General features: G+C 32.5%; 14 protein-coding genes. 11 read left to right on the top strand and 3 right to left on the bottom strand.

Annotation, left to right across the window (positions count from 1 at the left end; translation table 11 throughout):
• Positions 1-184 precede the first annotated feature (184 nt).
• Both RBR53_08830 and RBR53_08825 read left to right on the top strand, forming a co-directional pair.
• Positions 185-1,546: an OmpA family protein gene (locus RBR53_08830; protein ID MDY0132760.1), complete on the top strand. Its 1,362-nt coding sequence runs from the start codon at positions 185-187 to the stop codon at positions 1,544-1,546.
• A 359-nt stretch (positions 1,547-1,905) separates the two neighbouring features.
• Positions 1,906-2,763 carry an LEA type 2 family protein gene (locus RBR53_08825; protein MDY0132759.1) on the top strand — a complete coding sequence of 286 codons (858 nt, stop codon included), beginning with the start codon at positions 1,906-1,908 and terminating at the stop codon, positions 2,761-2,763.
• A gap of 58 nt (positions 2,764-2,821) precedes the next feature.
• On the opposite strand, the gene RBR53_08820 is transcribed toward RBR53_08825, so the two are convergent.
• Entirely contained in the window at positions 2,822-3,157 is a 336-nt protein-coding gene (locus RBR53_08820; GenBank protein MDY0132758.1) for a rhodanese-like domain-containing protein, read from the bottom strand.
• A gap of 288 nt (positions 3,158-3,445) precedes the next feature.
• On the opposite strand from RBR53_08820, the gene RBR53_08815 reads away from it, so the two are divergent.
• From RBR53_08815 to RBR53_08785, 7 genes are all read left to right on the top strand, one after another.
• Positions 3,446-3,790, top strand: coding sequence for a CGGC domain-containing protein (locus RBR53_08815; protein MDY0132757.1), 345 nt, complete (start codon positions 3,446-3,448; stop codon positions 3,788-3,790).
• A gap of 110 nt (positions 3,791-3,900) precedes the next feature.
• Positions 3,901-4,923: an HDOD domain-containing protein gene (locus tag RBR53_08810; GenBank protein ID MDY0132756.1), complete on the top strand. Its 1,023-nt coding sequence runs from the start codon at positions 3,901-3,903 to the stop codon at positions 4,921-4,923.
• Positions 4,924-4,935: 12 nt separating this feature from the next.
• Positions 4,936-5,715: an exodeoxyribonuclease III gene (locus RBR53_08805; GenBank protein MDY0132755.1), complete on the top strand. Its 780-nt coding sequence runs from the start codon at positions 4,936-4,938 to the stop codon at positions 5,713-5,715.
• 85 nt (positions 5,716-5,800) lie between these two features.
• Positions 5,801-6,559, top strand: a complete 759-nt coding sequence (locus tag RBR53_08800; GenBank protein ID MDY0132754.1) for a DUF2760 domain-containing protein — start codon at positions 5,801-5,803, stop codon at positions 6,557-6,559.
• 103 nt (positions 6,560-6,662) lie between these two features.
• Entirely contained in the window at positions 6,663-8,438 is a 1,776-nt protein-coding gene (locus RBR53_08795) for an Hsp70 family protein (GenBank protein MDY0132753.1), read from the top strand.
• A gap of 16 nt (positions 8,439-8,454) precedes the next feature.
• Entirely contained in the window at positions 8,455-11,223 is a 2,769-nt protein-coding gene (locus RBR53_08790) for an Hsp70 family protein (protein MDY0132752.1), read from the top strand.
• 61 nt (positions 11,224-11,284) lie between these two features.
• Positions 11,285-11,563: a hypothetical protein gene (locus tag RBR53_08785; protein ID MDY0132751.1), complete on the top strand. Its 279-nt coding sequence runs from the start codon at positions 11,285-11,287 to the stop codon at positions 11,561-11,563.
• Positions 11,564-11,737: 174 nt separating this feature from the next.
• Here RBR53_08785 and RBR53_08780 read toward each other — a convergent pair whose 3' ends face one another.
• On the bottom strand, positions 11,738-12,019 hold the full coding sequence (locus RBR53_08780) for a DUF4878 domain-containing protein (GenBank protein MDY0132750.1): 282 nt from the start codon (positions 12,017-12,019) through the stop codon (positions 11,738-11,740).
• A 37-nt stretch (positions 12,020-12,056) separates the two neighbouring features.
• Positions 12,057-12,722 carry a TIGR00730 family Rossman fold protein gene (locus RBR53_08775; protein MDY0132749.1) on the bottom strand — a complete coding sequence of 222 codons (666 nt, stop codon included), beginning with the start codon at positions 12,720-12,722 and terminating at the stop codon, positions 12,057-12,059.
• Positions 12,723-12,865: 143 nt separating this feature from the next.
• Here RBR53_08775 and RBR53_08770 point away from each other — a divergent pair, with 143 nt between their 5' ends.
• Both RBR53_08770 and RBR53_08765 read left to right on the top strand, forming a co-directional pair.
• The gene (locus tag RBR53_08770; protein MDY0132748.1) at positions 12,866-13,315 is read left to right on the top strand and encodes a hypothetical protein; all 450 of its coding nucleotides are present in this window, start codon (positions 12,866-12,868) and stop codon (positions 13,313-13,315) included.
• On the top strand, positions 13,312-15,141 hold the full coding sequence (locus tag RBR53_08765; GenBank protein ID MDY0132747.1) for a UbiD family decarboxylase: 1,830 nt from the start codon (positions 13,312-13,314) through the stop codon (positions 15,139-15,141). The genes RBR53_08770 and RBR53_08765 overlap by 4 nt, the downstream gene beginning before the upstream one ends.
• Positions 15,142-15,148 lie beyond the last annotated feature (7 nt).

Here is a 15,148-nt window from a genome sequence, read left to right as displayed (position 1 = left end):
ATTTTTATCTTGAAAATATAAAATGCTCAATTTAGCTTAAAGAGTAAAATGTTTTTAAAAGCGATTATATAATTGTAATTTTAATTAAAATTGAGAATAATTCAGTTTGCCTTAAAAACTAAAAGCGGGCACTAATGATTTTCAATTTTAGAACATTGATTATTTAACAAACAACGGAGGTAATATGAAATTTTTCAAAACAACTGCAATAGCTTTATTTGCCATTGGTTTTCTGGTTTCTGGCTGTTCAGTAAAACAATGCAGTGATCTTCCCGCTGGGAATCCCCCTGTTTTTGATGGGAGCAACTATTCAAAAAAAGTGGATAACCTTATAATCATAGCTGATACATCTTCTTCCATGGAGCAATGCTCTGGAAATCATACTTGTTTCAGTGCAACTCAAAACATTATAACCAAGATGATTTCAGCTCTGCCGTCTGATATTGACATTAACTCAGCATATCTTACATATGGCCATCTTATGTCAATTTCTCCTAAGCCAAACCTTGTAAATCTTGAATTAAGCAAGTTTTCCAAATCAAGATTTAACAATGCCCAGGCAAAAGTCTCAGAGCCAGGAGGAACATCTCGTTTGGATTTAAGTATTGACGATGCTTGCAATATGCTTGGCAATACATCAGGTAAAACCGCAATCTTTATTTTTGGTGACGGACGTGATGCCAATGAAAAAGTTTTTGCATCTATTGATAAAATCAAGGGAGCCTATGGAAACAATGTCTGCGTCTATCCGGTGCATGTGGGAAATTCTGTAGAAGGTGAAAAAGTTTTTGCAGGTATTGCTTCATCAGCAGGATGCGGCAAATTTTATAAAGCTGAGTCTTTGAATAATAATGAAGCAATCAAGGGAATGCTTGCTGGTTTGGTTTACACCAAGGTTTTGGATTCAGATGGTGATGGAGTTATAGATAGCCTGGACAAATGCCCTGGAACTCCAAAAGGTGCCATAGTAGATAAATACGGTTGCCCAATTGATTCAGATGGTGACGGAGTTTATGATGGTCTGGACAAGTGCCCTAATACACCAAAAGGTGCAATAGTAGACAAACACGGCTGTCCAATTGATTCAGATGGTGACGGAGTTTATGATGGCCTAGACAAGTGTCCTAATACACCAAAAGGTACTAAAGTAGATAAATACGGATGTCCTGTTCTTTCAGTATCTGATAAAGTTACTATAACTGAAAGAGGAACTTGGTTATATAAAGGTATTCAGTTTGGTACCGAGAAGGATGGAATAAATGCAAAAACAGCAGCAGCTCTTGACGAACTGGCAGCTACTTTAAAAGAGAACAAAAATATCAAGCTAGAAGTTCAGGGATATACTGATAGCACAGGGAATTCGGCCTATAACTATAAATTATCAGAGAAAAGAGCAGATTCTGTAAAAAAATATCTTGAAAATAAAGGTATTTCATCGAACAGGCTTGTTTCAAAAGGATATGGCCCTTCAAATCCTAGAGCAACAAATAAAACTGTAGAAGGAAGAGCTCTTAACAGAAGAGTTGAGTTCAAGCCACTTAATTAAAATTAATATTTAACTGAAACTGAATTTAGTCCGTTTAAATTTGTTTGAAAAATGGTTCAAAAAAACAGTTTCAGATTTATAAGTTGTTACTTAAAAAAACGAGGCTTTATCTTTTAAAAGATCTAGCCTCGTTTTTGTTTTATTTATCTTTTTGTTTTTTTAAAGTTATTTTTTTAAAATTGAATTTGCTGTATTTTTACTTTGAGATAAAAAGCGTAATTAAAAAATGAACTTTAGTTAAAGAAAAAGAATTCTGAGTTTACATAAAATTGTTTTTGTAATAACTTTTATAAGAACTATCCTTGCATTTTAAAGCTCTAAAAGGCCCAGTATTTAATTTTTGATAAAGGAAAATTTAAATGGAAAAACTGACCAGGGTTTTCATCTTTTTATTTTTAATTCTTGTTTTAAACGGCTGTTCAATGCTTAAAGATGCTGGTTTATGGAAAAGCCCTGAGGTTAAAGTTTCCTCAATTGAAATTACCTCCCTGGATTTTGAAAAAATTGATATTGATGTGGAATTAGAAGTTTTAAATGATAATATTTATTCAGTTTCAATTGGTATGCTTGATTATTCATTGAAAATTAATGAAAATGAGCTTTTAAGCGGAAAACAAAATAAATCAATAGTTTTAGAGGCTCAAACTTCAACTAAGGTTATTTTTCCATTAAGTTTGAATTTTAAAAAGCTTTTTTCATCTGCAGTGGAAGTAAAGGATAAGGATTCAATTGCTTATGTTTTTGAAGGAGGTGTAAGTATTAATCTTCCTGGCGGCGGTAATCCAAGAATCCCTTTTTTATCAACAGGTGAAATTCCAATTCCCAGGCTTCCCAATTTAAAAGTTGAGGGTCTTAAAATTGAGCAGATCAATCTTTTTGCTGCCTCACTTAAACTTGGCATTAAATTTGTAAATCCAAATAATTTTTCAGTGAACTTGAAAAACTATAATTATAAGTTTGAACTAAATGAGCGTCAATTAGCAGGAGGAGAGTCTGGAACAGGTTTTATAATTGAGCCAAAAAGTGAAAAACTTATAGAATTTCCTTTTAATGTTTCTTTTGCAAACGCAGGAATTGCTTTTTATAAAATGTTAACCTCCAGCACTGACGCAGGGTATGCTTTTAATCTTGAAGGTGAAATAAAACCAGGCCCTGATTTTTTTAAAGCCTTTCCTTTAAAAGTTGAAAAGGAAGGAAAAATTGAGCTTTTTAAATAAATAATAAAAAGACTAAAACTATTTTGTCTTTGATTTAATCAAGGATAAAATAGTCTTTTTAATTAAGGTCGGTTTTTTTATATGCTTTGATCCCGCCTTTTATATTAAATAAATTTTCATATCCCTTTGTTTTTAAAATCCTTGCTGCAATACTGCTTCTTTTTCCAGAACGGCAGAAAAGAAAAATAGTTTTATTTTTTTCAAGCTTAAAATATTCTTGGTTAATTTTAGAAAGAGGGATTGAAATAGAGTTTTCAATCTTTTTTTCTTTAATTTCAAAGGGCTGTCTTAGATCAAGAAGAATTATATTTTTGTTTTTATCATTGAAAATTTTTTCCATGGCCTGCTCCCAGGTGATTTTTGGAGGGCGAATAAAAAATTTTATCCATTTCATTTTAGGGTCTTTCTGATTTTTTTAAAAGTTTAAAAGCAGGTTGATATATGGTAAACGAACAAAAACTGGGGATTTTATTTTGGTTCAATTTTAAATTAAAAAACAAAGATTTAAATTAATAGCTATTAATAAAAACCTTTATATACAAAAAGTAAAATAAGAAATAGAAAAAGGTTTGTAAATAAATAAATATAAATTTGCTAAAATTCTAATTGAAAAAAAAGTTTGGAATTAACAAATATAGTTAAAATAGTTTGATCTATTTATTTAAAATAAGGAGGATTGGTTATGAAAAAAGTTGTTGTAGTTGGTTGCGGAGCGTATATGAACAGCGGTTATGGATGCCCTGGAGAGTGGAGATGCCTTAAGGCTGCTGCCATGGGTGAAGGAAAATTTGATAAACCATCAGCTGTGATAGGCTTTGTAAAGTGTGAATGCCCTGGAAGAACCATGGTTCCAAATATTGGAATGACTTTAAAACTTGGAGAGCTAAAGCCTGATGCAATTTATCTTTCATCTTGTATGGTAGGAGCAAAACCAGATTGTCCTTATTCCACCCCTGAAGAAAAAGCTGAGTTCATCAAAGCTAAAACCGGAATAGATGTTATTTTAGGCACCCATGATTACCATTAATTGCAATTTATGATTTCTGCTGTCCGTTTGAAAAATAAGATTTTATTTTTAAGCGGACAGCAATTTTTATTCTAAAAATATTGATCCATATTTTAGTTAAAGAGAATTAGATGAAAATTAAATGTTCAGGATGCAAAAAGAATATAAATATTAAGGATGGCTCCTATCCAAAAGAAAGATCTTTTTCATTTTTGTGCCCTGGCTGCGGTAAAAAAATTAAAATAAATCCTATTAAAAAGCCTAAATTAAGTGTTGATACAAAATCTGAGGTGAATTTGTTTAGAAATAAGCTTCAAAAAGAAATTCTTGAAAACAATCCATCTCTTCCCCCAACTCCTGATATTTTTATAAAAGCAAAAAAGCTCATTAAAGCAAACGGATACAGTACAAAAGAGTTAAGTTCGCTGATTTCTCTTGATCAGGCAATTGCAGCAAGGGTTTTAAAGCTTGCCAACTCAGCATATTTTAATTTTAATCCTCCGGTTCCTTCAATAGACGAAGCATGTCTGCTTTTGGGAGAAAAAAACCTTATAAGCATAATCCTTGTAGCTCAAATGAGTAAAATGCTTGATAAGGAGCTTAAAGGCTATAAGATTTCAGCTGAGGATTTTTTTTATCACAGTGTTGCAACTGCAACAGCTGCAGAACTTATTGCATATGAAAAAATGCCTTTATTTCACCTTGATGCTTTTTCAGCAGGTTTACTTCATGACTGCGGAAAGCTTGTATTAAATGATTATTTAATTAAGGAAAAAGAAAAATTTAAAAGTCTGATAATTGAAAAAAAACTTTCACCCTGGGCTGCAGAAAAACAAATTTTTGGGTTTTCCCACTCAGAAATTGGGCTTAAGCTTCTTGAAAGCTGGCAGCTTCCAAAAATTCAAACTCAAGCTATAGGATTTCATCATAACCCAATGGATTCGCTTTCAAATGAGCTGTCATATATTTTGAATGCTGCTGATTTTCTTTCAAAAAAAGCTGGTTTTTCAGCTGAGAACAATTGGAATAACAATTTGTTTTATCTTAGTGATGAAGTTAAGGTTTTTTTAAAAATAGAAGATTATGAACTAGAAGAGTTTTCTGAAAAAATAAGAGAAAATGTTTTAATAATGACAAAGGATTTTAATTTTTAGCAGGAGGTTGTTTTGGAAATAAGATTGTCATCATGGAATGTTAACGGATTGAGAGCTGTATTAAAAAAAGGGTTTCATGATTCTTTAAAAGAAATCAATGCCGATATATTAGGGCTTCAGGAAATAAAGCTTCAAAAAGATCAAATAAAAGATGAAATGGTAAATCTTTATCACTATGAGCATGAAATTTGGTCCCATTCAACAATAAAAAAAGGTTATAGTGGAGTTTTGGCTTATTCAAACGAAAAACCTCTTAATGTTGAAGAAGGTATGGGAATAAAAAAGTTTGATGAGGAAGGCAGGATTGTAAGGCTTGATTATGATGATTTTATACTTTTCAATGTATATTTTCCAAATGGGCAGATGTCTGACGAAAGACTTGAATATAAACTTGAATTTTATGAAAAGTTTTTTGAGTATACAGATAAGCTTAAAAAAGACAAAAGTATAATAATTTGCGGAGACTATAATACAGCCCACAATGAAATTGACTTAAAAAATCCCGGTCCTAATCAAAAAAGATCAGGATTTTTACCCATTGAAAGAAAGTGGCTCGATGAAATAACAAAAAGAGGTTATGTAGATACATTCAGGCATTTTTACCCTGAAAAAGTAAAATATTCCTGGTGGACATATAGATTTAATGCAAGGAAAAACAATGCAGGGTGGCGTATAGACTATTTTTTTGTAACTAAAGATTTAATTGAAAATAAAAGAATAAAAGATGCCTGGATTTTAAATGATATTTATGGTTCTGATCATTGCCCTGTGGGAATAACCATGGAAGTTTAAGCCTTGAAAAATCAGTTAAATCAAAGCTTATACTTAAATATCTTGCAAAACCAAGCTCTTGACCAATAAATTTGGAGATTTTATTATGATAAACAAGAAGAATTTTTATTTAAAATCCATTTCAAGAAAAATTTTTTGGACTCAGTTTTTTGTATCCCTTATTTTTTTTGGACTTATATTTTTTGGAGGATATTATTATTCATCTATTATATTTGACAAAGCTTCAGCTATTGATGCTCAAAGTATAGATTCTCAAGCTTACCAGGAGTTTTTTTACTCAATAATTAATCTGGAAGATCCTATAAGTTTTTTTATTATTCCTTTTGCCGGAATAGTTGTTCTTATTTTTACTTTTATCTCCTGGATTATCTTAAGAGCTTTTGTTAAAAAAACTATTTCACTTATTCCTTCTCAAACTGAAATTTCCACTCCCAAGCAAAGCTCAAAAATTGACCCAGAGCTTGAAAAAAGAAAATTTCTTCATATTTTATCAGTACTTCAGGAAGAAGGAAGGTTTCTTGACTTCTTAAATGAAAATTTATCAGACTATAATGATGATGATATAGGAGCGGCAGTAAGAAGCATTCACAAAGGATGTAAGGATGCCTTAAGCAAATACCTTGAACTTAAACCTCTTCTTGATAATGAAGAAAGTTCTGAAATTGAAATAGAAGAAAGTTTTAATCCTGACAAAATAAGGCTTACAGGAAACGTTGTTGGAAATCCTCCTTTTAAAGGAATTGTAAGACACAGGGGCTGGAAAGTAGAAAATATAAATCTGCCTGATCTTAAAAAAATTGAAGATGCTTCTTTTCTTGTTCCTGCTGAAATAGAAATAGAATAATGATAATTATAAATCAAAGTTTCTTACCCAGCTTAAGTAAAGATTTTTTTGGTTGAAGTGAAATTTTGGTTTTAGTTTTGTACTTAGAATGAAAAGGTTTACAATGAACGCAAAATATCTCATAGGAATTGACCTTGGAACCTCAAATACTGCTGTTTCATATGCAAAATTAACAGGGATTGATGAAAAGCCCGAATTCAAGGTTTTTGAAATCCCCCAAATTATAAGGCCCGGGGAAATCCTTTCAAGACCGCTTCTGCCGTCTTTTATTTACTTTCCTGCTGATAATGAAAAAAACAGGGATAATTTTACTCTTGACTGGACAAAGGACGAAACTTTTATTGTAGGGGAATATGCAAGAAAAAGAAGCTCTGAAATTCCTTCAAGAGTTATTTCTTCTGCAAAATCATGGCTTTGTAATAATCATGTTAATAGAGAAGATAAAATTCTTCCCTGGGATTCAGATCAGGTTGAGGAAAAGTTTTCTCCTGTAAGAGCTCAGACTGAAATTTTAAATCATATAAAAAACGCCTGGGACTACAAGTTTTCAGATGAAGAGGAAAGCTCTTTTGTTGAACAAAATATAACTATTACAATTCCTGCTTCTTTTGATGCTGTTGCAAGGGAACTTACTTTGAAGGCATCCAGGGAATGCGGGATAAAAAATCTTACCTTGATGGAAGAACCCCAGGCGGCTTTTTATTCCTGGCTTCTTTTAAATGAAGAGACCTGGAGAAAAAAAGTTAAAAAAGACGAGTCCGTTCTTGTTTGTGATATAGGCGGAGGTACAAGTGACTTTACCCTGATTAAAATTTTTGAAACAGACGGTAACCTTGAGCTTGAAAGAACTGCTGTTGGAAACCATCTTTTGGTTGGCGGTGATAATATGGATCTTTCTATTTCCTATCTTTTAAATTCAAAAATTGTCTCCTCAGGTAAAAAACTTGATAAATGGCAGCTAAGATCCCTTGTAAACAAGGCAAGAGAAGCAAAAGAAGAGCTTTTTTCAGACAGAACAAAAGAAAAATATGAAATTGCAGTTCACAGCAGAGGGATGAAGCTTATTGCAGGTACAATTAAAAGTGAAATTTTATCAAAAGAATTGGATCAAATTGTAAAAAATGGGTTTTTTCCCAATTGTGAATTAGAAGAAAAACCTGTAAATAATAGAAAAACAGGTCTTATGGAAGCAGGGCTTAATTATGAGTCAGATCCTGCAATTACAAAACATCTGGCAGAATTTACTTCAAACTTTGCTTCAGCTTCTTTTCCTGCTTACGTTCTTTTTAACGGCGGAGTAATGAAATCAAAGGATTTAAGAGATCATATTTCTAAAGTTCTTTCTTCATGGAATGATTCCTCTGAAATAAAAGAGCTTGAAAATAACAATTCTGAAATTTCAGTTGCCCTTGGTGCAGCTTATTATTCCTTTATCAAGCTTTCCGGTGGAATAAGAATAAAAAGCGGACTAAACAAAACATATTATATAGAGGTAAGCTCTTCCATGCCTGCAATTCCTGGAATTCCGGTTCCAACAAAAGCTCTTTGTGTGGCTCCTTTTGGAATGGAGGAAGGAAGTTTTGTAAAAATTGAAGATAAAAAATATATGCTTACCCTTGGAGAAGATGTTTCCTTTAATTTGTTTGAATCTTCCATGGGAAAAGAAGACAAACCCGGAGAAACAATAGAAGATTTTCAAAATAATCTTGAAAAACTTACTGAAATTGAAACTTTTCTTGAAGGAAATCAGGGAGACATGGTTCCTGTTGTACTTGAAACCCATGTTACAGAAATTGGTACCCTGGAATTTTACTGCGTATCCCTTGAAGATGATAGAAAATGGAAGCTTGAATTTAATTTAAGACAGCAAAACAATTGATTTTCTCGGAGGATTTTTGAATAAAACCGATTTTAGATACATAATTGGAATAGACCTTGGAACAACTAACTCAGCTGTATCTTTTATTGATACTATTGAAGGCAAAAATGCAAAAATAAAACAGTTTCCAATTTATCAGATAACCAGGAAAAATGAGTTTTCACCTTTAAAAGTTCTGCCTTCGTTTTTGTATATTCCGGGAACTTATGAGCTTTCAGCTTCAGATATCAATCATCCCTGGCCAAAAAAAACAGATGATTTTGCAGGAGCCTTTGCCAGGGATTATGGGGGTAAAATCCCTAAAAGACTTGTTTCTTCAGCAAAAAGCTGGCTTTGCCATGACAAGGTTGACAGAAATTCAAAATTTCTTCCCTGGGGAAGTGATGAAAATGTCCCCAAAAGATCACCGGTTGAGGTTTCTGCTCAATATCTTATTCATCTTAAAAATTGCTGGAATCTGGATAAAAAACAAGATGACAGGCTTTATTTTGAAAATCAGTTCATAATTTTAACCATTCCTGCTTCCTTTGATGAAGCTGCAAGAAATCTTACTTTAAAGGCAGCCGAACTTGCAGGCCTTAAAAATGTAGTGCTTCTTGAAGAGCCTCTTGCCGCATTTTATTCATGGCTTGATGAAAAAGAAAAAAAGTTTGATTCCCATGTAAAGGAAAATGAGCTTATTCTTGTATGTGACGTTGGCGGCGGTACTTCTGACTTTACTTTAATTGCCCTTAGAAAAATGGATGAATCTTTACAATTTGAAAGAATTGCTGTTGGGGATCATCTTATTTTAGGCGGTGATAATATAGATCTGGCTTTGGCAAGACTTGCAGAATCAAAAACCCAGGGTAAAAATAACCTTCTTAAAGGTGATAAGTGGAAAACCCTTTGCCATCTTTCAAGGGAGGCAAAGGAAAATATTCTTGAAGGGAACTCAGAAAAAGAAAGACTTACAATTGTAGGTGAAGGTTCAAAACTTATAAAAAATACATTTTCAGTTTATCTTGAAAAAAAAGAAGTTGAAGATATTGTTATTAAAGGTTTTTTTCCTGAAGTGCTGCCCGAAGAGACTTTTGAAGATAAAAATAAAAGAAAAGGGATTACAGAATTTGGGCTTCCCTATGAGTCTGAACCGGAAATTACAAAGCATTTGATTAAATTTCTTTTAAGACATAGTGAAGATGTAAAAAAAGCAACAGGAAAAGAAACACCTTTTCCTGATTTGATTTTGTTTAACGGAGGTTCTTTAAAACCAGAGATAATCCAGAAGGCAATAATTAAATCAATTCAAAGCTTTTTTGATCCCTTGTCTGATTTACCCCAAATTTTAGAAAACAATAAATCTGAGTCTGCAGTTTCCCTTGGAGCTTCCTATTATGGGAAGGTCAAACTTGGGCTGGGAGTAAAAGTTGGAAGCGGAAGTCCAAGAAGCTATTATCTTGGGATTGAAACTAAAGATAATAAAAAAGGTGTTTTATGCCTTGTTGAAAGAGGGCTTGAAGAAGGAAGTGAAATAAAGCTTCCAAAAGATTATGAGTTTTCAGTAAAAACAAATATGCCTGTAAGATTTTCTCTTTATTCATCTAGCTATAGGTCAGGAGATAAATGCGGCGATTTTATAGAAAATATTGATGAATCCTTTTCAGAGCTGCCTCCTTTGCACACTATTATAAGCTATGGGAAAAAAGATGAAAAAACAGATATTTCAATTGAATTAAAGGCAAAATATACAGAAACCGGAAATCTTCAAATCTGGTGTGATTCTGTTAAAAGTCAGCATACTTGGGATTTGTCTTTTGATTTAAGGGGAACCAGGGAAGTTTCATCTAAAATTGACACAGGAGTTGATACTTCTGTTGTAATTGAAAATTCAAAGGTTATGGAAGTTTTATCCCTGGTTGAATCAGCTTTTAATGGGGATAAGACAAAGGTTAATTCAGTTGCAAAGGATGTTTCCAGGCATTTAAAGATGTCTAGAAACAAATGGCCTTTGATGCTTATTAGGAAAATAAGTGATTTTTTAGTTGATAATTCTCATTTGCGGGAAAAATCTCCTGTGCATGAAGCAAGATGGCTTAATTTCTCAGGATTTTGTTTAAGGCCTGGAATTGGAGATCCCTTTGATGAGGCAAGAATTAAAAAAATCTGGTCAATTTATTCCAAAGGTCTTGTTTTTCCAAATGAGATTCAAAATAAAAACGAATGGTGGGTTTTGTGGAGAAGAATAGCTGCTGGACTTAAACCTGGATACCAAAGGCAGATAATTCAGGACATTTCTTCAGTTCTTAAAAAAAACAAATTTGATTTAAAAGAAAAAACAGAGCTGTGGGCTGCTGTGGGAAACTTTGAGTACTTACATTCAAATGACAAGCAAAGGTTTGGGAATATGCTTAAAAACGAGCTTAAACCTGAAGGATTAGAGCCAAGACTTTTAATTGTTTTTGGAAGGATTGGAGCAAGAGAGCCTTTGTATGGTGATATAAACAAAGTAGTTCCTTCTGATTTGGCATTAAAATGGGTTGATTTTTTAAAAACAGATAAATGGGGTAAAATTCCTGAAGCAAGGTATGCTATTTCAAGAATGGCAAGACTTACCGGAGACAGAACAAGGGATATTGATGAAGGAAAAAGAAATGATATAATAAAATTTCTTGACTCCTTTGAAGATTTTGAAAACTCAAAATATTTAAAAGAAATAATAGAAATGGAATCTAGGGAGGAAGCTGCAACTTTTGGAGAATCTCTTCCTTCAGGTATTGTTCTTCATCAATATAAACAAGGGTAAATATTTTATCTTAAAAAATATAGATATAAATTTGATTTCAAATAATCAGGAAACAAATTCAATGAAAAAGCTTGATCTTGATCTTTCAAAACATTGTATAAAAACAGAAATTAAAAAGCAGTATGAAAAAAAGCTTTCCCTTTGTCTTAAAAACAAGGCTGATGAAGAAACTGAAGTTTTGGTTGAGGCTTTAAAAGAAATTCTTGAAACAAAAGATCTTATAAGTCTAAGGGGTAAGCATAAAGAGCTTTCAGGTAAATCCAATCTTAAAGCCGAGCTTTTTATTTTAAAAGATGAAATTTATGTTTTAATTGATGGTTTAAAAAAAATAACAATTTAAAAGTTTATTGTTTTTATTTTTAATCAGCTTTATTTTCAAAAAGAATTTATTTACTCAACTTATTTTTCAGCTTTAGCTGTAGTAATTGTAATAAAAGACTGGGCTGTTTCAGCCTTTTTTACAAGCCCCGGAATGAATTCCGGAGCTTTTTTTAGATCAAAATAATTTATCTAATTATTTCACAACCCATTTCCCATTTTCTTTAACAAGTTTAAGCTGCTCATTGTATTTTAAATCAGCAGAAACATTAACAACAGCTTCTTCGCCTTCTTCACTTATCTTGGTAACTTCAACAGCTTCGGTTTTAAGGCCTGAGTGAGCCTTGATTGTTTTTTTGTAATGGGCTTCAGCTGCTTTTTCAGGGGTGTTATTGCATCCTGCAAGAAGCATTACTGAAGCTGCACTCAAAAGAATAATAAATTTTTTCATTTTATTTCCTCCATTAATATTAAATATAAAATTAAATCAATTTGAAAAGTGTTTTTAGATAACATTATTTAACTGAAGGTAAAAGTTCTATTATTGAATTTTCAACTTCTTCGGGAGTATCAACCACCCTGAAAAGATAAGGGTCATTTTCAGATATAAGTTTTTTTGGAACAAGTTCTTTTTTAAGCCACTCCACAAGACCTGTCCAGTGGGATTTGCCCACAAGGATTACAGGTAAAGACCTTATTCTTTTAGTCTGGATAAGGGTTAAGGTTTCAAACATCTCATCAAGGGTTCCAAAACCTCCGGGTAAAATTACATAGGCCTGGGCATATTTTACAAACATTACTTTTCTTACGAAAAAATATTTAAATTCAAGGTTAATGTTTGAATATTGATTTGGGATTTGCTCAAATGGAAGCCTGACATTTAATCCTATAGATTTTTTGTCTGCTCTTGCAGCACCTTTATTTGCTGCTTCCATGATTCCGCCTCCGCCTCCTGTGATAACTGAATAACCAAGCTTTGCAATTCTAAAGGCTATTTCTTCAGCTTTTAAACAGGCTTCGTTGTTTGGACTTAATCGTGCAGAACCAAAAATACTTATGGCAGGGCCAATTTCAGTCATGGTCTCAAAACCCTCAATAAACTCATCCATGATTTTGGAAAGCATCTTTGAGTCTTTAAGTATAAGCTGCTTTGTTTTGTTTATTGAGTACTCATTTTTCATTTTAATTCCTTTGATTGCTTTTTTGTAAATCAATAATTATAAAGTGTTATATAATAAAGATTAAATAAAAGTTTTCAACCCAAAATCAAAATTGCCTGGTTTAAACTTAATTAAAATAAATTTAGAGAAAAGATTGGCTGTTAATGGAAAAAAGTTTTCTTGAGCTTGTTAAAAAAGCAAAAACAATGAATATTTGTGTAATTGAAAATAATCTGCCATGGTGTGCTCCTGTATATTTTGTTTTTGATAAAAAATTTTATTTTTTTTCTTCACCTCAATCAATTCATATTCTATATGGTTTAGATAAGAAAGCTTCATCTTCCATATTTTGTGATGGAGATGAAATAAAAAAAATAACAGGAGTTCAAATGAGGGGCAAAATTTTAAAACCTGAGCTTAAAGAATCAGTTAAGATATTTACAAAATATATAAAAAAATTTTCTTTCCTTTTAAAAGATTCTGGCTATGAATTTTTAAAATTTAAAAAGAAATTTAAAACTGAGCTTTTTTGTTTTGAGCCTGAATATATTGTACACACAAAAAATCTTAAGGGATTTGGAAATAAAACAATAATAAAAGCAGATCAATTATGATTTATTCATCTTTAAATCAGGCATGCAATGATCTTTATGAAAAGAAAATGCTTGTAAAAATAAAAACTGAAATTGATCCAAACCTGGAAATGGCAGCAGTACACAGAAGAATAAATGAAAAAAAAGGGCCTGCAATTTTGTTTGAAAATGTAAAAGGCTCTCCTTTTAAAGCTGCTTCAAATATTTTTGGAACCATGGAAAGGGCAACTTATCTTTTTAGGCATAGCCTTGAGCCTGTAAAAAAACTTATTGGGTCAAAAAAAGATCCATTTGAAATTTTGGCATCGCCTTTTTTTTGGCCGCAAATTTTAAAAACTCTTTACAATGCTCTTCCAAAAAAATCAAAAACTGGAAAAGTTTTGTATTCAAAAACAAATCTTTCAAGTCTTCCCCAAATCAGGTGCTGGCCCGATGATGGAGGAGCTTTTGTTTTTTTACCCCAGGTTTACACTGAAAATCCTGATAAAAACAATGTTTTTAATTCAAACCTTGGAATGTACAGGGTTCAGATTTCAGGAAATGATTATCTAAAAGACAAGGAAGCAGGGCTTCATTATCAGATTGAAAGAGGAATAGGGATTCATCATCAAAGGGCAGTGTCAAAAAACAAAAAGCTCAATGTTTCTGTGTTTGTTGGGGGGCCTCCTTCACACACACTTGCTGCAATTATGCCTTTACCCCACAATCTTCCTGAAATATTTTTTGCAGGGGCTTTGGGAGGAAAAAGATTTAATTACAAAAGAACAAACGATGAGTTTATTTCCCTTGATTCAGATTTTTGTATCACAGGTGAGGTTTGCCTTGATTCAACAAAAAAAGAAGGACCCTTTGGAGATCATCTGGGGTATTACAGCCTTGTCCATGACTTCCCATTTATAAAGATAAAAAATGTTTACCATAGAAAAGATGCAATCTGGCCTTTTACTGTGGTGGGAAGACCGCCCCAGGAAGATTCGGTTTTTGGTGAGCTTATTCATGAAATTACAAAACCGGCTGTTTCTGCAACAATTCCAGGGGTGGAAAAAATTCATGCAGTTGATCTTGCAGGTGTTCATCCTCTTATGTTTGCCATTGCACATGAAAGATACACTCCTTATGAAAAAAGAATTCCTGCCGAGCTTATTACAGCTTCCAACGCAATTTTAGGCTTTGGTCAATGCTCTTTAACCAAATATCTTTTTGTTGCAGCAGAAGAAGACAACCCAAGCTTGAATATTTATGATGAAAAAGAATTTTTAACTCATATGTTTGAAAGAGTAGATTTGGAAAACGATCTTAATTTTCACACAAAAACAACAATAGATACCTTGGATTATTCAGGTGAAAGTTTAAACCGGGGCTCAAAGCTTGCTATTTGTTCATGCGGTAAAAAGAAAAGAGTTTTAAAGTCAAAAATAAAAGAAAACTTAAAACTTCCCCTGGGATTTACAAACCCTAAAGTGGTGATGTCTGGAGTAATTGCTGTTCAGGGCCCTAAGTTTACAGATAACTCTGGTTATGAGGATATTGAAAGTTTTTGTTCTTCAGGAGTGGTAAATTTAAGTTCAGATGATTTTGTTCTTATTGCTGTTTGTGATGATTCTGACTTTGTTTCAAAATCTTTAGCTAATTTTTTATGGGTTGTGTTTACCCGTTCAAACCCTTCCCACGATGTAAACGGAATAAATAGTTTTTTAAAATTCAAGCATTTTGGATGCAAAGGCCCTCTTGTTATTGATTCAAGAGTAAAACCCTGGCATGCAAAAGAACTTGTTTTAGATGATAAAACAGAAGAAAAAGTTGATTTGCTTTTTAAAAAAAGCGGTGAACTTTATGGATTAATTTAGGAGAGCA

It is taken from the genome of Desulforegulaceae bacterium, from assembly GCA_034006035.1.
Taxonomy (GTDB): domain Bacteria; phylum Desulfobacterota; class Desulfobacteria; order Desulfobacterales; family JACKCP01; genus JACKCP01.
Note: the sequence above shows the minus strand (reverse complement) of the source record. Positions and strands in the feature narration are given on the sequence as shown.